Genomic DNA, 17,851 nt, shown 5'->3' on the forward strand with positions numbered 1-17,851 from the left:
TTATCCGTCGCTATAAATGTCTAATAACTTAACACGATTGGTATTATTTAGCTTTTTTTGCCTCTAGAGTTTCTATTTCACTCCAGATTTTTTCGGCTTCGGCACTTAACATGGCGAAGCTTTTAATGTCGCCTTTTCTTTGTGCCTGCATGCCTTGCTCTAGTTTTACGTCGTATTCTTTACGCAGTTTTTTTACGGGATCAGGCTTTAAAAATGAAAACATTAGTATTCTCTTAATTTATTAAATTATATGTATTTAGTGTACGCATTAATTGGCTTAATAGTTCTTTGTTTGGTGAAAATGTTTACTTTGCGCTTTAAAAGCGCAAAGTAAACGCAGTGTAATTTTGCGTGCCAGTGCTAGTGCTTACGTTTCTGGCTCTAGGCGTTTAATACCTTGGCCATCAATACCTAAATAAATAAAACCATCACTGCCTTGGGCTAAGCTGCGTACTCTGCCTATTCCATCGAGTATTTTATATTGCTTAACAACCTTACCCTTTGAGATTTCCAATGCGCTAATAAATGCAAATTTCATTGATGCTAATAATAGCTTACCTTTAAGCTTTGGGTATTTATCACTCGTTACATACAACATATCGGAAGGGGCAATTGAAGGGGTCCAGTGTAATACGGGCGATTGCATGCCGTCTTTTTCTTTAAGGTCTGTAAACTTGGTACCGCTGTAGTTAACGCCATAACTTACTAAAGGCCATCCGTAGTTAGCGCCTTTTTTTATTATATTAAGCTCATCGCCGCCGCGTGGCCCGTGTTCGTGAGACCATAAAATATTATTTTGATTATCAAACCACATGCCTTGTGGATTACGGTGTCCATAAGACCATACCGCATGTTTTGCATTTTTTTGTTTAACAAACGGATTATCACTTGGGATATTACCATTTTCGTGTAAGCGATAAATTTTACCGCCGTCCCGCGTGAGATCTTGCGGGTTTATGTCGCGCGAGCCGCGATCGCCAATTGAAAAATAAACATAACCTTCATCATCAAACACAATACGACTGCCATAGTGCTGGCCTTTGGTACTATTATGCTCGCCTTTGTACAGCAATTGCTGATCAGACAACTGCGTATGATCGTCACTTAGCTTAGCGCGTATTAAGGCGGTGTTACTGCCGCTTCCTTTGCCCTCACTACTTGAGTAACTAAAGTACAGCCATTGGTTTTGCTTACTATCGGTGTGTAGTGATAAATCAAGCAATCCACCTTGGCCATTAGCGTCAATGTCGGGCAGCCCAGAGACTTTAGTTAACGTAGTGGTATTTTTAGGTAACAAAAATAACGTCCCACTGCGCTCAGATATTAATAAATCACCATTAGCTAAAGGCTCAATAGCCCAAGGTATAACCACACCTTCTACCGCTGTTATTGCGTTAACGCTAAGCGCTAAAGTATCGAGTTCTTTATAGTTTTTTACGTAATCGCTTTTTGCATGCGCGGGTGCGTTAGTAGCAAATATAGCAATGGCTAGGCCTGCACTTATTAGTTTAGGGAGTGTGTTATGTGACATTAAATTTATCATTATGGCTTCCAAAATTAATCCAACCTTACATCACCTTAACATGGCATAAATAAATTTGTTAAGTGTTGAGTTGAATGAAAAATACACACTTCTATTTATAAAATTACCTCTTCACAGAAAATTGTTTTAGCAATTAGCGCTAATAAAAAAATTGAATAATTACTCTATTGGGGTTGAAAACTTAAAATTTGAGCGTACACTTGTGCGCTGAAGTTTGGGCGTACACGTGTAAGTTCAAAGTAATTAAGATTTGATAGAGATTTAACCATGATGACTCAAGTATTAAACCAATTTTCAAAATGGTTTTTACACCATCAAAGTTTTGCAGGCTACATAGAGCCCGTAATGCAGGTGTTTAAACCTGCTTGGCGTGCAGGGCAGTTTAGAGCGCAAGTAGTTAGTACAGCTGTACTTGATGGCGGTTTTTTAAGTGTGCAACTTAAGCCAAGCAAACAATGGCAGGCGCATACGTCAGGGCAGCATATAAGTTTAACGCTTGAAATTAATGGGCGATTATTAACACGCGTTTTTACCGTGGCCTCAAGCGCTCAGCAATTTAAAAATACAGGTTTGGTGCGCTTACTAATCAGAACAAATGCGCAAGGGCGCTTTACAGGTTTACTCAGTAGCGCATTAAAAGCGGGTTTGTGGTGCAATATTTCTGCGCCAAACGGCGACTTTGTATTTAAAAATACACATACACCGGCTACTTTTGTTGCCGGTGGGTCGGGTATAACACCTATGCTGGCTATGCTTGATGATTACTTAGGCCAAACTACGCAAAAAGTCTCGTTAGTGTATTACGCAAAAGCCACTGAGCATCAATGTGTTGATGAGCTAAGTGAGTTGGCAGCGCAATTTGAGCATTTTTCGTTTTTATTATTAACGCGTGAGCAATCAAACGATATAACCAGCAATATTAAGCCGTGGGAAAATCCAGACATATACTGCTGTGGCCCTGCTGCATTTATGCAGACGGTGAGCGATTTTGCTAAAACGCATAAGCTAAATTACTACCAAGAAGCATTTGGTTTGGCGCTGCCTAGCTTAAACGACGACAGCCAATTTAATGTGAAAATTAACGCCAGTGCCCATGTTGTATCGGGCAACGATGTTTTACTGACTCAGTTTGAAGAAAAAAAGCTACCCGTTAAACGCGGTTGCGGTATTGGTATTTGCCATCAATGCCAATGTATTAAAAAGTCAGGCGTGGTACGTAATTTAAAAACAGGTGAATTGAGTGACAACGGCGAGCAAATAATACAACTTTGCGTAAGCCAACCTGTTAGTGATTTGGAGTTACAATTATGAAAAACATTAACTATGACATGCTCGCAAGCGAGCTAGATGCCATTAAAATGGACACCCTTGGCAAAGTTGGCCAACAAGATGCTGACTATATTCGCTCTGTTGTGCGCAAACAGCGAGTGTGTGAATGGAGCGGGCGAATTTTGCTTATGCTTGGTTTTATTCAGCCACTATTGTGGGTTGCAGGCGTGCTGCTATTAGCGCTTGCTAAAATTTTAGACAATATGGAAATTGGCCACAATGTAATGCATGGTCAATACGATTGGATGAACGACAAGCAACTTAACTCACAACATTATGAGTGGGACATAGCGTGCGATGGACAAAGTTGGCACCGCGTTCATAACTTTGAACACCATACGTATACTAATATTATTGGTAAAGACAGAGACTTTGGTTATGGCTTGTTGCGTTTAAGCGATGATTTTAAGTGGCGTTTTAAAAATGTATGGCAGTTTTTTACGTATATTAATTTAAGTGTGTTATTTCAGTGGGGCGTGTCGTATCACGAGTTGGCTGCAGAGCGTGTTTTTATTGGTAAAAAGAAAGAAAACCGCGAAGTGCTTGTTTCACACTCTACATTAAAGCAGCGCTTTTTTAGTAAAGGCGCTCGCCAATTAATTAAAGATTATGCGATATTTCCGTTACTTGCAGGGCCTTTATTTTTATGGGTATTGGCCGGTAATTTAGTAGCCAACTTAATACGTAATTTATGGACATCGACCATAATATTTTGTGGTCACTTTACTGAAGAAACACAAACTTTTAAACAAGAAGACTGCGTAAACGAAACCCAAGGGCAGTGGTATTACCGCCAAGTACTGGGCTCGTCTAATATTAAAGGATCGCATTGGTTTCATGTTTTAACAGGGCATTTGAGCTGCCAAATAGAGCATCACTTATTTCCAGATATGCCGTCTTCGCGCTATCAAGAAGTTGCACCTCAAGTACAAGCCGTTTTGAAAAAACACGGTATTGATTACCATACGGGTGGCTTTTTTAGGCAGTATACGTCGGTATTAAAACGTATTATTAAATACTCGTTTAAATAAATTATTTGTTTTAAAAAATCGATCTATGTAACAGCATAGGTCGATTTTTTTGTTTATAGCACCCAAAGCGGTTGATTAGTAAACAGCACTTGCAAAAAATTCTCATAGTTAATTAAAAAAGCCTTACTTTAGCTATGGTTAAATAGCGTGTGATTGTCATACAATGGAGGGAAATAGACCACACAAGAGAGATTAAAATGGCCGCATTTGGTACCGTGTTTATGCCGCAGATGATTCAAGCTCGTTTTTCTGATAATAAATGGAGCGAAAGCTCAATTGTCCCTTCCGATAAACTTGAACTTCATGCTGGTGCGCACGTTCTTCATTATTCAAGTACATGTTTTGAAGGCTTAAAAGCCTTTCGCCATGAAGATGGTTCTGTTTATCTTTTTAGAATGGATGCAAACATTGCACGCATGCAACAAAGCTCAGCGCTATTAAGCTTACCGAGTTTTGACAGCGATATGCTAAAAACGATGATTATCGATATTATGCGCGAATACGCAGATGAAACGCCATTACCGCCGGGCTCTATGTATATTCGCCCAACGCACATTGGTACTGAGGCGGCAATTGGTAAAGCAGCAGCGCCATCAATGAGCTCGCTTTTGTACACGCTACTATCGCCAGTAGGAGATTACTTTGCCGGTGGTGCAACTGCACTGCGCGTGCTGCTTGAAGAAGATGGTATGCGCTGCGCTCCGCACATGGGTATGGTAAAAAGTGGTGGTAACTACGCCAGTGCTCTAGCACCTATTAGTGCTGCACGAACTAAGTATCAAGCTGATCAAATTTTATTTTGCCCAGGTGGCGATGTACAAGAAACCGGTGCTGCTAACTTTATACTTATTGATGACAACGAAATTATTACTAAAGCGCTCGATAGCACGTTTTTACATGGTGTAACGCGTAATAGTATTTTAACCATAGCCAAAGATTTAGGTATGACGGTAAGCGAGCGTAACTTTAGCGTTACTGAGCTATTAGAGCGTGCTGCTAAACCAGGTACTGAAGCGGCGCTTTCGGGCACTGCAGCTGTACTAACTGCTGTGGGTACATTTATTCATAACGATAAAGAATACAAAGTAGGTACTGGCGAGCCAGGCCCAACGACTGCGCGCCTTCGCCAAGCATTGAACGATATTCAATGGGGTAAAAGTGAAGACAAACACGGCTGGTTAACTAAAATCTAATTATAGATTTGATTCTAACTCGAATTAAAAAGCCACCTAATCGGTGGCTTTTGTGTGTTTGGTTACTTTAAGCTGCGCTTATTAGAACTTCATTTCTATTTTACCGTACACGTAGCGTCCGTTAAATCCATACGGCGAGAAGCTAGAGTAAGCAAATAAACGTGAGAAGGTGGTTACATCGTCAACATTTTCACGGGTTGCATCTGGGTAAACATCAAAAATGTTATTAGCCCCTAAGCTCAGCGATAAGTTTTCGCTAAGCGAGTAGGCGACATCTAAGTCGGTTATCCATTTAGGCTTAAGCACTTCGTTACGTTCTGGGATATCTGAAGGGTCTTGAGTTTCGCCGTAACGCGTTGTTCTAAGCGTGGTGCGTATGTCGTCGTTAGTCCATGTTGCGCTTAAGTTGTACTTATTACGCGGTGTGCTTACTTCAAAACGACGCAGCTCAGTGCCTGAGAACAAGTTGTCTTGATCAAACCCTGCACCTTGCAGCTCTGCTGGTGGGTCGATAATATTTGTTACTTCATTTTTACCGTAGTTGTAACCTAGGTTAAAGGCTAAATCGCCATAACCATCAGTTGCTACATTATAAGAGGCAACCACATCAACACCACGGGTTTTACTGTCAATTGCATTTAAGAAGAAACGACCTTGGTTAGCGCCTGTGCCTTGAAGTAAATCGGCAATAGCGTCGCCCGATAAGTTGTTTGATAACACAATGCGGTCATCAATTAATATTTGGTAGTAATCAACCGATAAGCTGAAATTAAAGTCGGTAGACCATGTAAAACCAACGCCGTAGTTTGTTGCTTCTTCAGCATCAAGACCCGGTGAGCCCAGTGCTTTTGCTACATCACTGCTTGGTGCGAACGTACCTGTTTCGGTTGGTTCGCCATCAACAAATACAGTGGCCACTGAGGTAAAGTATTGTTGCTGCAAAGAAGGTGCTCTAAAACCAGTTGATACAGAGGCGCGCAGCGCTAAGTCTTCAGTTAATGAATAACGAGTCGCAACTTTACCGTTAAGTGTATCGCCAAAGTCTGAGTAATCTTCATAACGGGCGGCAACCGCTAAATTCCAATCGTCGGTTAGGTAGGTTTCAAGGTCTATATACAAGCTCACGTTATGGCGGCTATTATCGCCCTCTGATTCGGGTGTAAACCCTGGGAATACTTGTGCGCCCGCTGCGCCAAATGGGCCATCAACTGGGTCGGTTACTGCGCCTCCTGGGCCAAATGTGCCTTGTGCATATGAAGCTTCTTCGCCTGCATCTATTTGGTATCCTTCGCGGCGATACTCAGCACCTACAGCTACACTTACCGAGCTTTCTAAAAAGCTGACGTCTACTTCGCGACTAAAATCAACGTTTAAGGTAAGTTGATCGTAGGTAAGTGTTCCTGCATCAAAGCTTGTTTGGCTAGTCGGGCCGTATGAGGTATTTAAACTATTTATTACACCAAACTCAAATGCATCTTGACCATATACGGCCGATACATCGTAATTCCATTCACTTACAAAACCTTTAGCGCCAAGTGCCAGTGAAAAGTCATCTATGTCTGAGGTGATAACAGGTAAAAAGCCATCAGGATAAACTTCTTCTATATTACGGCTATCGCTTGCACGGCGATAAAAACCACCGCCTTCGCCTTCGCGTTTGCTGTAAGAGCCAAACGAATATAAATCGACCTCATTTGTTAACTGGTAACCTGCGTTATAAAACACTGAAAAGTCTTCTACATCGCCATTACCAAAGTTATGGTTATATCGATTTACGGTAAGTTCACGTGGGTCGAGAGAGCCATCATCTAATCGTGCGTAGTTTTCACGATTATCGTAGTCAGAGCGGTTAGTTGAATGGCGGTCGCGGTATTCTGTTGAAATGTTTAAAAAGCCATTATCGCCAAGTTCAAAACCCATATTACCTTGCAGCGTTAGTGTTTGGCCGTCTGTTAAAGAGCGATCGCCCCCTTCGGTAAAGGCTAAATTTCCGTCGCTACCTTCAGATACAGATTCAAGCTGTGGTACACCGTCCATTTCGGTTACGTTAGCACCATATATAGCCGCCACTGAGCCACCGCTGCTGGCACTTTTAAGCACAATATTAATAACACCGGCTATAGCATCAGAGCCATATTGGGCTGCTGCACCATCACGTAATACTTCAATGCGGTCGATAGCATTTGCTGGAATAGCATTTAAATCAACCGATGATGAACCACGACCCGTTGAGCCATTTAAGTTAAGTAATGCATTACTGTGGCGGCGTTTACCATTAACAAGCACTAAAGTGTGATCGGGTGCTAAACCACGAAGTTGAGCAGGGCGTACATGGTCACTACCATCAGTAAGTGATGCTTGCGGGAAGTTAAAGCTAGGTAATAAATTGCTAAGTAGGGCATTCGTTTCAGTAAAGCCTGAGTTTTTAAGTGCATCTGCACCAATTATATCGATGGGTACTGCACTGTCTTCTACTGTACGGCCTAATCGGCGAGAGCCAATTACGCTTATTTGTTCGATGTTTTCTTCTGCTTTGGTGTCTTGCTCTGCAGCATTTACTGAGAGCGAACCAAGTAGCGCAGCTGATGCACTCATGGCGAGTAATATTTGTGGTACCGACTGCTGTAATTTAAATAACGGTTTTCTATTCATGCTGTATTTCCCCATACCCATTGAATTATTTTAGTTTTGTACAAAAAGATAAAGATTAAATCTCTTTGTTACCTTGAACATATACTTAATTAACAAAGCCAGTCAATTGAATAACATTCAATTAATTTAAGGGTTTTTATAATTACATTTGGTTGTTTTTTATAATGACCATTGTTTTAGTTATATAGCGAAGGTAATTGCTAAGTAATTGATGGATAATGAATTATATTTAAAAATTAAATTTAACGTTTAATTAACTGGTAAGATGAGGTTGGTAGGTTTAACTAATTATTTGTAGGAAGCCATTTTTATTGGGCTGGCAATAAACAACTGTTGAGCTATAAATATTTTTAAAAATATAAAATAAAAATACACCCATTAAATGTTAACTAAATTAACATTTAATGGGTGTATTATAAATTATGTACTACTTATTAGAACCTATACTTTAAAGCATGAAGTAATTTTGTTTTTATAAGTAATTGGTATAAAAAAGAGTGCTAGAAATAGTGTTAAAATTTAATTTTTCCAATAAGTATGTCTTTAAACATTACCCAATCTCCCCACAAACTGTAAAAAGGGTGTTTAAAAGTAGCAGGGCGGTTTTTTTCAAAAAAGAAATGTCCGACCCACGCAAACCCATATCCAATAACAGGTAATAGCCACAATAAACTGTAGTGTTGTTTTAATAATGCTATTGCGATTACAGCAAGAACGAGGGTGCTTCCTATAAAATGTAAGCGGCGGCAAGTCACGTTGCGGTGCTCTTTTAAATAATAAGGATAGAAAGCTTTAAAGCTTTTAAACGTGGGGTTTGTACTTTGCATAGTGTGCTCTTTTATTGTTTTTTATTTTAATGAGGGTCGTGCTATTAAAGCGTAAGTTTACATTTGTTTACAGCGATAAATGGCGCTTAACGCATCTAAATAGACAAAAGGGCTAAAAGTTAATAACTTAGGTGCACTATTAATAAATAAGAATGGAACTCGGGATGTTTAAACACACTCTAGCGTGTGCTGTAATTGTAGCGCTTAGCGGCTGTTCAGAGCCAACTAATACGGTAACTCAAGAAGAAGTAAAAGCACCTATGAAGCAAGTTAACGCAGTTATATACCCAGAAACAAAAAAAGGCGATGTAGTAGATACCTACTTTGAAGAAGCCGTTAGCGACCCATATCGTTGGCTTGAAGATGATATGAGCAGAGAAACTGCCGATTGGGTTAAAACGCAAAACAATTTAACGTTTTCTTATTTAGAACAAATTCCTTATCGCGATAAGTTAAAGCAGCGCCTTGAAAAACTAATGAACTACGAAAAAATAGGCGCTCCTTTTACTGAAGGCGATTACACCTATTTTTATAAAAACGATGGCCTGCAAAATCAGTATGTTTTGTACCGCAGTAAAGATGGTGGCGACGTTGAAGTATTTTTAGATCCAAACAAGTTTAGTGACGATGGTACGACGTCTATGTCGGGTTTATCGTTTTCAAAAGATGGCTCATTGCTCGCGTATCAAATATCTGAAGGCGGTAGCGACTGGCGTAAAATTATAGTTATTGATGCACATACTAAAGAGCAAGTTGAAGAAGCGCTTGTTGATGTTAAATTTAGTGGTATAGATTGGTTAGGTAACGAGGGCTTTTATTATTCAAGCTACGAAAAGCCTAAAGGCAGTGAACTCTCGGCTAAAACAGATCAGCATAAAGCGTATTACCATAAGCTAGGTACTGCACAATCTGCTGATAGTGTTGTATTTGGTGAAACTGATGAGCAAAAACATCGCTATGTAGGCGCTGATGTAACTCATGACGGCCGCTACTTACTTATTTCAGCTAGTACGTCTACTTCAGGCAATAAGCTGTTTATAAAAGATTTAACAAAAGAAAACAGTGAATTTGTAACGGTTGTAGGAAATACTGATTCAGATACATCAGTTATTGATAACGAAGGCAGCAAGCTGTTTTTAGTTACTAACCTTAATGCACCAAACAAAAAAGTAGTGACGGTTGATGCAAGCAACCCAAGCCCAGAAAATTGGGTTGATTTAATTCCTGAAACCAAAAACGTACTAAATCTTACAAAAGGCGGCGATACCTTTTTTGCCAACTACATGGTTGATGCTATTTCGCAGGTAAGACAGTACAACAAAAAAGGCGAGCTAATTCGCGAGATTACATTACCAGGCGTGGGTACTGCACGTGGTTTTGGCGGTAAAAAAGATCAAACAACGCTTTATTATTCGTTCACTAACTACAAAACACCAGGTACTACTTATACGTTTGACGTAGCTACGGGTGAATCGGGTGTTTATCGTAAGTCGGCTATTGATTTTAATAGTGATGATTACACGTCTGAGCAGGTGTTTTACACCTCAAAAGACGGTACTAAAATACCGATGGTAATTACCTATAAAACAGGCATTAAGCTTGATGGTTCTAACCCTACAATTTTATACGGTTACGGTGGTTTTAATATTAGTTTAACGCCAAGCTTTAGCCCCGTTAATGCAGTATGGCTTGAGCAAGGTGGTGTGTACGCCGTTGCTAATATTCGCGGTGGTGGTGAGTACGGTAAAGACTGGCACAATGCAGGCACTAAATTGCAAAAGCAAAATGTGTTTGACGATTTTATTGCCGCAGCTGAGTATTTAAAAGATAAAAAGTACACATCTAAAAAGCGCTTAGCACTTCGCGGTGGATCTAATGGTGGTTTGTTAGTTGGCGCAGTGATGACGCAGCGCTCAGACCTATTCCAAGTAGCTCTACCTGCTGTAGGCGTACTTGATATGCTGCGCTACCATACATTTACTGCGGGCGCTGGTTGGGCATACGACTACGGCACCAGTGAGCAAAGCAAAGAAATGTTTGAATACATTAAAGGTTATTCACCACTTCATAATGTAAAAGCAGGTGTTGAGTATCCAGCGACTATGATCACAACTGGCGATCATGATGACCGCGTTGTCCCTTCGCATTCGTTTAAGTTTGCGGCTGAGCTTCAAGCAAAACAAACGGGTAATAATCCAACGCTTATTCGCATAGAAACCAATGCGGGGCATGGCGCAGGTACACCAACGAGTAAAACAATTGAGCAGTACGCTGATATATTTGGTTTTACGCTATATAACATGGGCGTAGAGTCGTTATAAAAGCGCTTTAACAAAATAGCTAACTTTAATAGCTGAGCAAAAAGGCCGAGTAAATTAAATTTACTCGGCCTTTTCAATGTTTGCTAGTTAGCAGTTAGCTACTGCATAGGTGAAAACAATCGTTGGTATGTTTTATAGGCGTACTCGTCGGTCATTCCACTCAAATAATCGCAAATTATACGCATCCCTTGGTTTTGCTTTTGCGCTTCTATGTATTGTGCTTGTGTTGTTTCGGGCAATAAACGCAGCGGATCGCTAGCAAACGCGGTAAATAACTCTATTAGTAAGTTTTGACCTTTGAACTCTATTTGCTGCATTTCGGGGTCACGTATTAAGCGTTGAAACACAAAATGCTTCAGTATTTGCAATACACTGTCGTATTGGGCATCTAATTTAGCGGTGTACTTTAAAATAGGGCATTCAAAGTTATCGTTTTGAATATCCAAATGTATATGAATAATAAAGGTATTAACCAGCTCACCTATGGCATCTTTTCGCTCATAATCATTTTTTGAAAACAAGCGCTGGGTCAGCGATTCAAGCATGTCGTTTAGCCAGTCAAAGTTTAGTGCTTTTAAATGGGGCAGAGCATGAGTTTGCCAATCGTCTAATGTGAGTACGTGGGTTGCAATGGCATCTTCTAAGTCATGTACCGCGTATGCTATATCGTCGGCATGCTCCATTATGGCGCTGTCGAGCGATTTATATGTTGTTTTAGCGCGGTACTTATCAATAGCGCCATGGTTACCCAGCAACGTTTTATCGTTTTGACTCAGTGGCTCTACTATCCAATTGAATATGGCTGCATCGTCGTTGTATAACCCTTTGGCAGGGCGCCAATCATCTGCTTTTATAAATGCACGACCGGTTGTGGCATCGGGAATGGTATGCCAAAGCGTATTAATAAACGCGGGGTATTTTATAAAACCTAATAAAGTACGACGAGTTAGGTTCATACCGTGGCCATTACTGTAGGGCTCAAGTTTTGCAACTATGCGCAGTGTTTGTGCGTTACCTTCAAAACCACCGTGATCGCGCATCATGTAATTTAGCGCTATTTCACCACCATGACCAAAAGGCGGATGGCCAATATCGTGCGCCAAACACAATGTTTCGAGCAGTCCAGTTGATGGAAAGTGCGTAAAGTCGCTATGTTGCGCTTTTAAATGGCGCAATATGCCGGTACCAATTTGCGATACTTCTAAAGAGTGGGTAAGGCGAGTGCGGTAAAAGTCGTTTAGGCCAATGCCCATAATTTGGGTTTTAGCTTGCAAACGCCTAAATGCTGCGGCATGAATAATGCGCGAACGATCGACCTGCCACGGCGAGCGGTTATCGTTAGGACGATGTTTATATTGCTCTATTATTCGGCTTTGCCATTGTTTATCCATACTGCTTACTCACACATAGTTAATATTATTAAACTTTGCTCAGTATACCCATGGACTTATAAATTGCGAATGAACAAATGCATTACATAGGCTCTGTTTTATCTAAAACCCAAATACATTGCTGAAAATTCAACCGTAAAAGGTCATCAAATCCCAGTTATTCGCGTTTATAAAGTGGCTTAGGTATAATGCGCCTTCGTATGCTTGTGTATTAACCATGCATAGTTGTTGTTTCAAAGAGAGAATACATGTTAAAAACGATTTTTAAGCTTTTTCTAACCGTGTTTTTTGTATGGGCGCTTGCATATCCGTTTATACAAAATGATGATGTTGAACTAGATGAACAAACGTCAGAACAACCAAAAAAAGTGAAGAAAAAAGAAAAACCATTACATAATGTAAAACTGCCAAAGTTTTCAGAATTTAGTGATGTTAAAGAAAAAAAACATGCATTTTTTAGCTTTATTCGTCCGCACGTTGAAGCCGAAAACAAAAAAATATTACAGCAACGCGCTAAGCTTGAAATAGCACGCATGATGCTACAAAACGAATTACCTTTAGAAAAAAAGCAAAGCAAAGATATTGCAGCAATATTAAAGTCGTACGGCTTACCAACCACCATTGATACGCTAATACTTACGCAAGCACTACGCCGTGTTGATATAATTCCTAAAGAATTAGCGCTTATGCAAGCTGCAAATGAATCTGCGTGGGGCACATCGCGTTTTGCACGTATTGGCCTTAACTTTTTTGGTCAGTGGTGTTACACAAAAGGTTGTGGCATGGTACCAAAACGCCGTAATACTGGAGCTGCACACGAAGTTGCTGCGTTTAAATCGGTAAGAGCTGCTATAAACTCTTATTTTAAAAACATAAATACGCATCCTGCTTATAAAGATTTGCGCGCAATACGTGAAAACTTACGTCTTGAGCAAAAACCAATTTTAGCGACTGAACTTACACATGGTTTAATGTCTTACTCTGAGCGCGGTGAAGCGTATATAGAAGAGCTAAACACGATGATTAGCCAAAATAGAGCCTACTTTGATGAATAAATACATTTTTAATTGCACCAACGCCATTGCGTTAGTGCTGCTGGGCATGAGTGCATTTAATGTTAATGCAAGAGAATTTGTTATGTCGTATGACGGTTTTTATGACCGATTAAAAGTTGTTAACAAAGGCGACTTTCAATATGCGCGAGTTAATTTTTATATAAGTGATATAGCAACTAATGAAGCGTGTGCCATTAAAAGCGGCACTATTTTAACTGAAAGAAACGAGTACCCACTTAACTTCACCGATAAAGCACAGCTATTATTACCGTTCGATAAGCAACTTGATACAGATAAAGCCGTCATTGTGGTGCAGCCACAAAATCCAGATCATGATTGCCAATTAAAACTTCAAATAGAAGCAAACGAACTTGAAGATTTAACGTTTTCAAAGCAGTCGTTATATACCATTAACGAAGAACTTGATGAGCTGTTAACTGATTTGTCGGGCTTTTTTGTAAGTAAATTAATGTGGTTTTTATTACCAGAGCAAAAGGGCGTAGCGGTTACATTTAAAAGCCCAATGCAATTTGATGATGAAAATATAACGTGTGAAAAGTCTGTGTGTTATTTTGCAGTTAAAGATAACTGGGAAGATGATACCGCGTCACTTGGTGATATATTGCAGGTTATTAAAGTAACGCCTTGGATTGTTAAGTAGCTCACATATAAAAAGCGGCATTTAGCCGCTTTTTTGTACCAAAATTAGTATTCGCTTTTAGTCTTTACTTGATAAGTGGTGCAGATGAATCGCGCTGCATTAAAGTAGGTTCAAAAAAGCGATTTATAACAAGGTTTTTATTTTGATAAACATCTTTAAGCACTAATTTAGCAGCCATTTCGCCCATTTTTCCGATCGGATTATCTATGGTCGTGAGTGTAGGGTACAGGTAGTTTGCAAAAATAACGTTATCAAATCCAACAATCGATAAATCGTTTGGTAAATTATAACCGTGCTCTCGAGCATATTTCATAGCACCGGAAGCCATTTCGTCATTGGCGCACACTAGTGCAGTAAAGCTGAGCTTTTCATCAATAAAATGTTTTAAGCCTTTACTACCACCGGTTTCGTTAAAGTCCCCAATGTAATAAAGCGCAGGATCAAATTTAATACCAGCCTCTGTGAGTGCTTGTTTATGACCCTCTAAGCGATTAAATGCATCGGCTTTAAACTGCGGACCTGCAATGTACGCTATTTGTGTATGCCCTTGATTTAATATCGATTTAGTGGCCAGGTAGCCACCTAATTGGTTATCTAGGCTGATACAGTTGTCTTTTAGTTGCTCTACGTAACGGCTCATTAAATAAACAGGTGTAGAGCCTTCGCTTAACTTTATTAGGTAGTCATCTGAGACGGCTTCTACGTGCAAAATAATGGCATCGCAGCGTCTGCTAATTAAAAACTCAATGCCTTCTTGCTCTTTGTCTTCTTCACTGTGTCCGGTGGTAATAATAACGTGCTTACCCGCAGCACGAAGCTCTGACTCAATACCAGCCATCATTTGGGCAAAGAAAGGACCATGTAACTCAGACACTAAAATACCGACACTGTTAGTGCAGTTAGAGGCTAAAGATTGCGCTATTGAATTAGGCTTGTAGCCAAGCTGGTCCATGGCATCAAGCACTTTTTGTTTAGTTTTATCGCTTACGCGGGTATTTTTGTTCATCACGCGAGAAACGGTGGCTAACGATACGCCCGCAAGCTCTGAGACTTGATAAATTGTTGCCATGTTATTTGTTCACTCGCTTATCCTTAACTACTTCGGCTAAATAATACCTTAGAGTATATATCTTAACTAGCTGTTAGTTTAGATTGAATATTTTCAACAACTTGATTAGTTAGTGTATATTTTTTCATTATGTAGGCAACAAATAATGAGCCAAAAGCAGGTAGTACAGTAAATGAAAGTAAAATACCGTGTTGGGTGTCGAGGGTTTGTACTGCGTCGGCCTGATAGCTGTAAAAAGATAATAACCAGCCTGCAATTGCGCCGCCTACTGCCACGCCCATTTTGATAAAAAATATGACGCCAGAATAAACCAAACCCGTAATGCGTACACCTGTTTTTTCATGCCCGTAATCTATGGTGTCGGCCATTTTTGCCCACAACAACGGGGTTGCCATATCTAAAAAGAATTTCCATAAAATAAAGGCCGCAAATGCCAATACTAAAGAGTCTTTACTAATAAAGTAACTAAAACCACAAATAGCGGCGGCAATAACTTGTAAGCTTATATAGGCCTTTATTTTACAAAAGCGCTTTGCAAGTGGTTGAGCTAAAGCGCAACCTACCATACTGGCTGCAACACCTAGCGTCATAAATAAGGTGATTAAATCGTCTCGACCTAAATAGTATTTTACGTAGTAAACAGCAAGCGTAAGCCTTAATACTTGCCCGGTAAGTAAAAAAAATGCAGCTAAGCAAAGTGTTCGCCATTGATCGTTTTTAATTAAGGCTTTAACACTTTTGGCAAAAGGAATGTTTTGCTCTTTTGGCTGTTGTATACGCTCTTTTGTGCCTAAAAAACAAAGTAAAAACAGTACAAAACCTAAAATGCTCATTGCAGTCATTGTGTATTGATAGCCCTTGGCAGCATCGCCTTGTCCAAAATACTCAACCATTGGCATAGTACAACCCGCTACTATTACGCCGCCTAACATACCAAATACAAACCGGTAAGACTGAATAGTAACGCGCTCTTTTACGTCTGCAGTAAGTACGCCGCCCAATGCACAATAAGGGATATTAATAGCGGTGTAGACAACCATAAGAAGTGTGTAAGTAGTAAAGGCATAAATTATTTTATCGGTGCCTTCTAAATCGGGCGTAGTGAACGCTAAAATACTTATAATAGCAAAAGGAAGTGCAAGCCAAAGTAAGTAGGGGCGAAAGTGCCCCCAGCGCGTATGTGTTTTGTCAGCAAGGTTGCCCATTAATGGGTCGGTTACGGCATCAAAAATACGTACTGCTAAAAACATAGTACCGACAACAGCGGGTGATAAACCCACTACGTCTGTGTAGTACAGCATTAAAAACATCATAACTGTTTGAAAAATAATATTACTGGCGGTGTCGCCTAAGCCATACGCTATTTTTTCTTTTACACTGACCATGATTATTTATCCCGCTTTATACTTGTTTTTAGTTATGGGTATGCTCTTATCTTTTAGAGATGAGTTCTTTATAAGCTAAGCCACTGTTTTTAATAGTGCGTTGCTGGGTTTTATAATCTACATACACAATACCAAAACGTTTTAAATAGCCTTCTGCCCATTCAAAGTTATCCATTAGGCTCCAAGCAAAGTAGCCATGTATAACAACACCTTGTTCAATTGCATTATGAACCGCGTTTAAATGAGTATTATAATAACTTAAACGGTCTAAGTCGTTAACTTCACCATTATTATATGTATCGGGCATGGCTGCGCCATTTTCTGTTATATAAATAGGCGGTAAGGTGTATGTTTTATTAAGCGATACGAGCAGGTCGGTGAACGATTGCGGGTAAACTTCCCATCCCATATCAGTCAACGGACCTGTAGGTGCAATGGGTTCATAAATGTCAGTAGGATGCGCCTTATAAACTTGGCGGGTATAAAAGTTAATGCCTAAGTAATCAATTGGCTGAGAAATTAATTCCATATCACCTGGGTGTATTTCTGGTAAATGATCCTCAGGTAGTTGGTTAATTATATCAGGGTATTTACCGTCCATTATTGGTTTCATGTACCACTGATTTAAATAGTCATCAGCGTATTTTGCACTGTCTATGTCTTGTTGAGTATCTGTAAGCGGGTAGGCGGGTGTAAAGTTAAGCACAATGCCGTTTTGAGTATCAGGCGATGTTTTATTTAGCACGTTCATAGCCAGACCATGAGCGAGTAATAAGTGATGAGCTGCTTTTTTACCATACTGCTTGCCTACTAGACCTGGGGCATGTATGCCAATTTCGTAACCCAAAAATGCGCTGCAAAAGGGTTCGTTTAATGTAGCGTAAGAATACACTCGTGTTCCAAATGCGTTAGTAATTAGTTCTACGTACTGCTCAAATGCATAAGCTGTTTTTCTGTTAAGCCAGCCGCCTTCATCTTCAAGGTGTTGCGGTAAATCCCAGTGATACAAAGTAACAAAGGCTTTTATATTTTTTCGTTTTAGCTCATCTAAAATATCAGTATAAAACTTAACGCCTACAGGATTTAACTTTCCGTCTTGAGTCATAACGCGAGGCCATGAAATAGAAAGCCTGTAAGCATCAACACCTAGAGACTCTATTAAATCTATGTCTTGTTGCCAATTGTTGTAATGATCGCAGGCAATATGACCATGTGAATTATCAGCAATTTTACCTGCAGTACTACAAAAGGTATCCCAAATACACGGTAAGCGATGCTCATACCCGCCCTCTATCTGAAATGATGCTGTTGCTACACCATAAACAAAGTCTTTTGTTAATAGAGGTGAATTAAATGGTAATGATATTTTTGTCATTGGTTACAAACCTTTTTGA

Annotated in this window: 14 protein-coding genes; 6 read left to right on the forward strand and 8 right to left on the reverse strand. The window is 39.9% G+C overall.

Going from position 1 to position 17,851, the window contains the following annotated elements:
• Positions 1-43 precede the first annotated feature (43 nt).
• Together H5092_RS13765 and H5092_RS13770 are read right to left on the reverse strand one after the other, a co-directional pair.
• Positions 44-223, reverse strand: a complete 180-nt coding sequence (locus H5092_RS13765) for a DUF6435 family protein (RefSeq protein ID WP_007375469.1) — start codon at positions 221-223, stop codon at positions 44-46.
• Between the two features lie 144 nt (positions 224-367).
• Entirely contained in the window at positions 368-1,543 is a 1,176-nt protein-coding gene (locus H5092_RS13770; protein WP_182733728.1) for a PQQ-dependent sugar dehydrogenase, read from the reverse strand.
• A 267-nt stretch (positions 1,544-1,810) separates the two neighbouring features.
• Between H5092_RS13770 and H5092_RS13775 the strand changes: the two genes are divergently transcribed.
• The 3 genes from H5092_RS13775 to H5092_RS13785 all read left to right on the forward strand — a co-directional run bounded on the left by H5092_RS13775 (position 1,811) and on the right by H5092_RS13785 (position 5,096).
• Positions 1,811-2,854, forward strand: a complete 1,044-nt coding sequence (locus tag H5092_RS13775; protein ID WP_182733729.1) for a flavin reductase family protein — start codon at positions 1,811-1,813, stop codon at positions 2,852-2,854.
• Positions 2,851-3,903: an acyl-CoA desaturase gene (locus tag H5092_RS13780; protein ID WP_182733730.1), complete on the forward strand. Its 1,053-nt coding sequence runs from the start codon at positions 2,851-2,853 to the stop codon at positions 3,901-3,903. Before H5092_RS13775 ends, H5092_RS13780 begins: the two co-directional genes overlap by 4 nt.
• 191 nt (positions 3,904-4,094) lie before the next feature.
• The gene (locus tag H5092_RS13785) at positions 4,095-5,096 is read left to right on the forward strand and encodes a branched-chain amino acid aminotransferase (RefSeq protein ID WP_310736016.1); all 1,002 of its coding nucleotides are present in this window, start codon (positions 4,095-4,097) and stop codon (positions 5,094-5,096) included.
• Between the two features lie 81 nt (positions 5,097-5,177).
• Here the strand turns inward: H5092_RS13785 and H5092_RS13790 are convergent, their stop codons facing one another.
• Both H5092_RS13790 and H5092_RS13795 read right to left on the reverse strand, forming a co-directional pair.
• A complete protein-coding gene (locus H5092_RS13790) occupies positions 5,178-7,748 on the reverse strand; it encodes a TonB-dependent siderophore receptor (RefSeq protein WP_182733732.1) in 2,571 nt (856 codons plus the stop codon).
• A gap of 512 nt (positions 7,749-8,260) precedes the next feature.
• On the reverse strand, positions 8,261-8,575 hold the full coding sequence (locus H5092_RS13795; RefSeq protein ID WP_182733733.1) for a DUF962 domain-containing protein: 315 nt from the start codon (positions 8,573-8,575) through the stop codon (positions 8,261-8,263).
• A gap of 164 nt (positions 8,576-8,739) precedes the next feature.
• Here H5092_RS13795 and H5092_RS13800 point away from each other — a divergent pair, with 164 nt between their 5' ends.
• Entirely contained in the window at positions 8,740-10,896 is a 2,157-nt protein-coding gene (locus tag H5092_RS13800) for a prolyl oligopeptidase family protein (protein ID WP_182733734.1), read from the forward strand.
• 98 nt (positions 10,897-10,994) lie between these two features.
• Here H5092_RS13800 and H5092_RS13805 read toward each other — a convergent pair whose 3' ends face one another.
• Positions 10,995-12,287, reverse strand: a complete 1,293-nt coding sequence (locus tag H5092_RS13805) for an anti-phage deoxyguanosine triphosphatase (protein WP_182733735.1) — start codon at positions 12,285-12,287, stop codon at positions 10,995-10,997.
• A 248-nt stretch (positions 12,288-12,535) separates the two neighbouring features.
• Between H5092_RS13805 and H5092_RS13810 the strand changes: the two genes are divergently transcribed.
• Both H5092_RS13810 and H5092_RS13815 read left to right on the forward strand, forming a co-directional pair.
• On the forward strand, positions 12,536-13,342 hold the full coding sequence (locus H5092_RS13810; protein ID WP_182715764.1) for a glucosaminidase domain-containing protein: 807 nt from the start codon (positions 12,536-12,538) through the stop codon (positions 13,340-13,342).
• Positions 13,335-14,003, forward strand: a complete 669-nt coding sequence (locus tag H5092_RS13815) for a DUF2987 domain-containing protein (RefSeq protein ID WP_259398390.1) — start codon at positions 13,335-13,337, stop codon at positions 14,001-14,003. Before H5092_RS13810 ends, H5092_RS13815 begins: the two co-directional genes overlap by 8 nt.
• A gap of 64 nt (positions 14,004-14,067) precedes the next feature.
• On the opposite strand, the gene H5092_RS13820 is transcribed toward H5092_RS13815, so the two are convergent.
• The 3 genes from H5092_RS13820 to H5092_RS13830 form a co-directional block, all read right to left on the reverse strand.
• On the reverse strand, positions 14,068-15,072 hold the full coding sequence (locus H5092_RS13820) for a LacI family DNA-binding transcriptional regulator (RefSeq protein ID WP_182733736.1): 1,005 nt from the start codon (positions 15,070-15,072) through the stop codon (positions 14,068-14,070).
• Positions 15,073-15,134: 62 nt separating this feature from the next.
• On the reverse strand, positions 15,135-16,457 hold the full coding sequence (locus tag H5092_RS13825; RefSeq protein WP_165734906.1) for a glycoside-pentoside-hexuronide (GPH):cation symporter: 1,323 nt from the start codon (positions 16,455-16,457) through the stop codon (positions 15,135-15,137).
• Between the two features lie 46 nt (positions 16,458-16,503).
• Entirely contained in the window at positions 16,504-17,832 is a 1,329-nt protein-coding gene (locus H5092_RS13830; protein ID WP_182692540.1) for a GH1 family beta-glucosidase, read from the reverse strand.
• Positions 17,833-17,851 lie beyond the last annotated feature (19 nt).

The sequence above is a fragment of the Pseudoalteromonas sp. SR41-7 genome, assembly GCF_014163935.1.
GTDB classification, from domain to species: domain Bacteria; phylum Pseudomonadota; class Gammaproteobacteria; order Enterobacterales; family Alteromonadaceae; genus Pseudoalteromonas; species Pseudoalteromonas distincta.

Bases quoted from the DNA above. Each gene is read 5' to 3' on its own strand.
- H5092_RS13765 (WP_007375469.1), bottom strand. From the start codon at position 223: ATGTTTTCATTTTTAAAGCCTGATCCCGTAAAAAAACTGCGTAAAGAA.
- H5092_RS13770 (WP_182733728.1), bottom strand. From the start codon at position 1,543: ATGATAAATTTAATGTCACATAACACACTCCCTAAACTAATAAGTGCA.
- H5092_RS13775 (WP_182733729.1), top strand. From the start codon at position 1,811: ATGATGACTCAAGTATTAAACCAATTTTCAAAATGGTTTTTACACCAT.
- H5092_RS13780 (WP_182733730.1), top strand. From the start codon at position 2,851: ATGAAAAACATTAACTATGACATGCTCGCAAGCGAGCTAGATGCCATT.
- H5092_RS13790 (WP_182733732.1), bottom strand. From the start codon at position 7,748: ATGAATAGAAAACCGTTATTTAAATTACAGCAGTCGGTACCACAAATA.
- H5092_RS13795 (WP_182733733.1), bottom strand. From the start codon at position 8,575: ATGCAAAGTACAAACCCCACGTTTAAAAGCTTTAAAGCTTTCTATCCT.
- H5092_RS13800 (WP_182733734.1), top strand. From the start codon at position 8,740: ATGTTTAAACACACTCTAGCGTGTGCTGTAATTGTAGCGCTTAGCGGC.
- H5092_RS13805 (WP_182733735.1), bottom strand. From the start codon at position 12,287: ATGGATAAACAATGGCAAAGCCGAATAATAGAGCAATATAAACATCGT.
- H5092_RS13810 (WP_182715764.1), top strand. From the start codon at position 12,536: ATGTTAAAAACGATTTTTAAGCTTTTTCTAACCGTGTTTTTTGTATGG.
- H5092_RS13815 (WP_259398390.1), top strand. From the start codon at position 13,335: ATGAATAAATACATTTTTAATTGCACCAACGCCATTGCGTTAGTGCTG.
- H5092_RS13820 (WP_182733736.1), bottom strand. From the start codon at position 15,072: ATGGCAACAATTTATCAAGTCTCAGAGCTTGCGGGCGTATCGTTAGCC.
- H5092_RS13825 (WP_165734906.1), bottom strand. From the start codon at position 16,457: ATGGTCAGTGTAAAAGAAAAAATAGCGTATGGCTTAGGCGACACCGCC.
- H5092_RS13830 (WP_182692540.1), bottom strand. From the start codon at position 17,832: ATGACAAAAATATCATTACCATTTAATTCACCTCTATTAACAAAAGAC.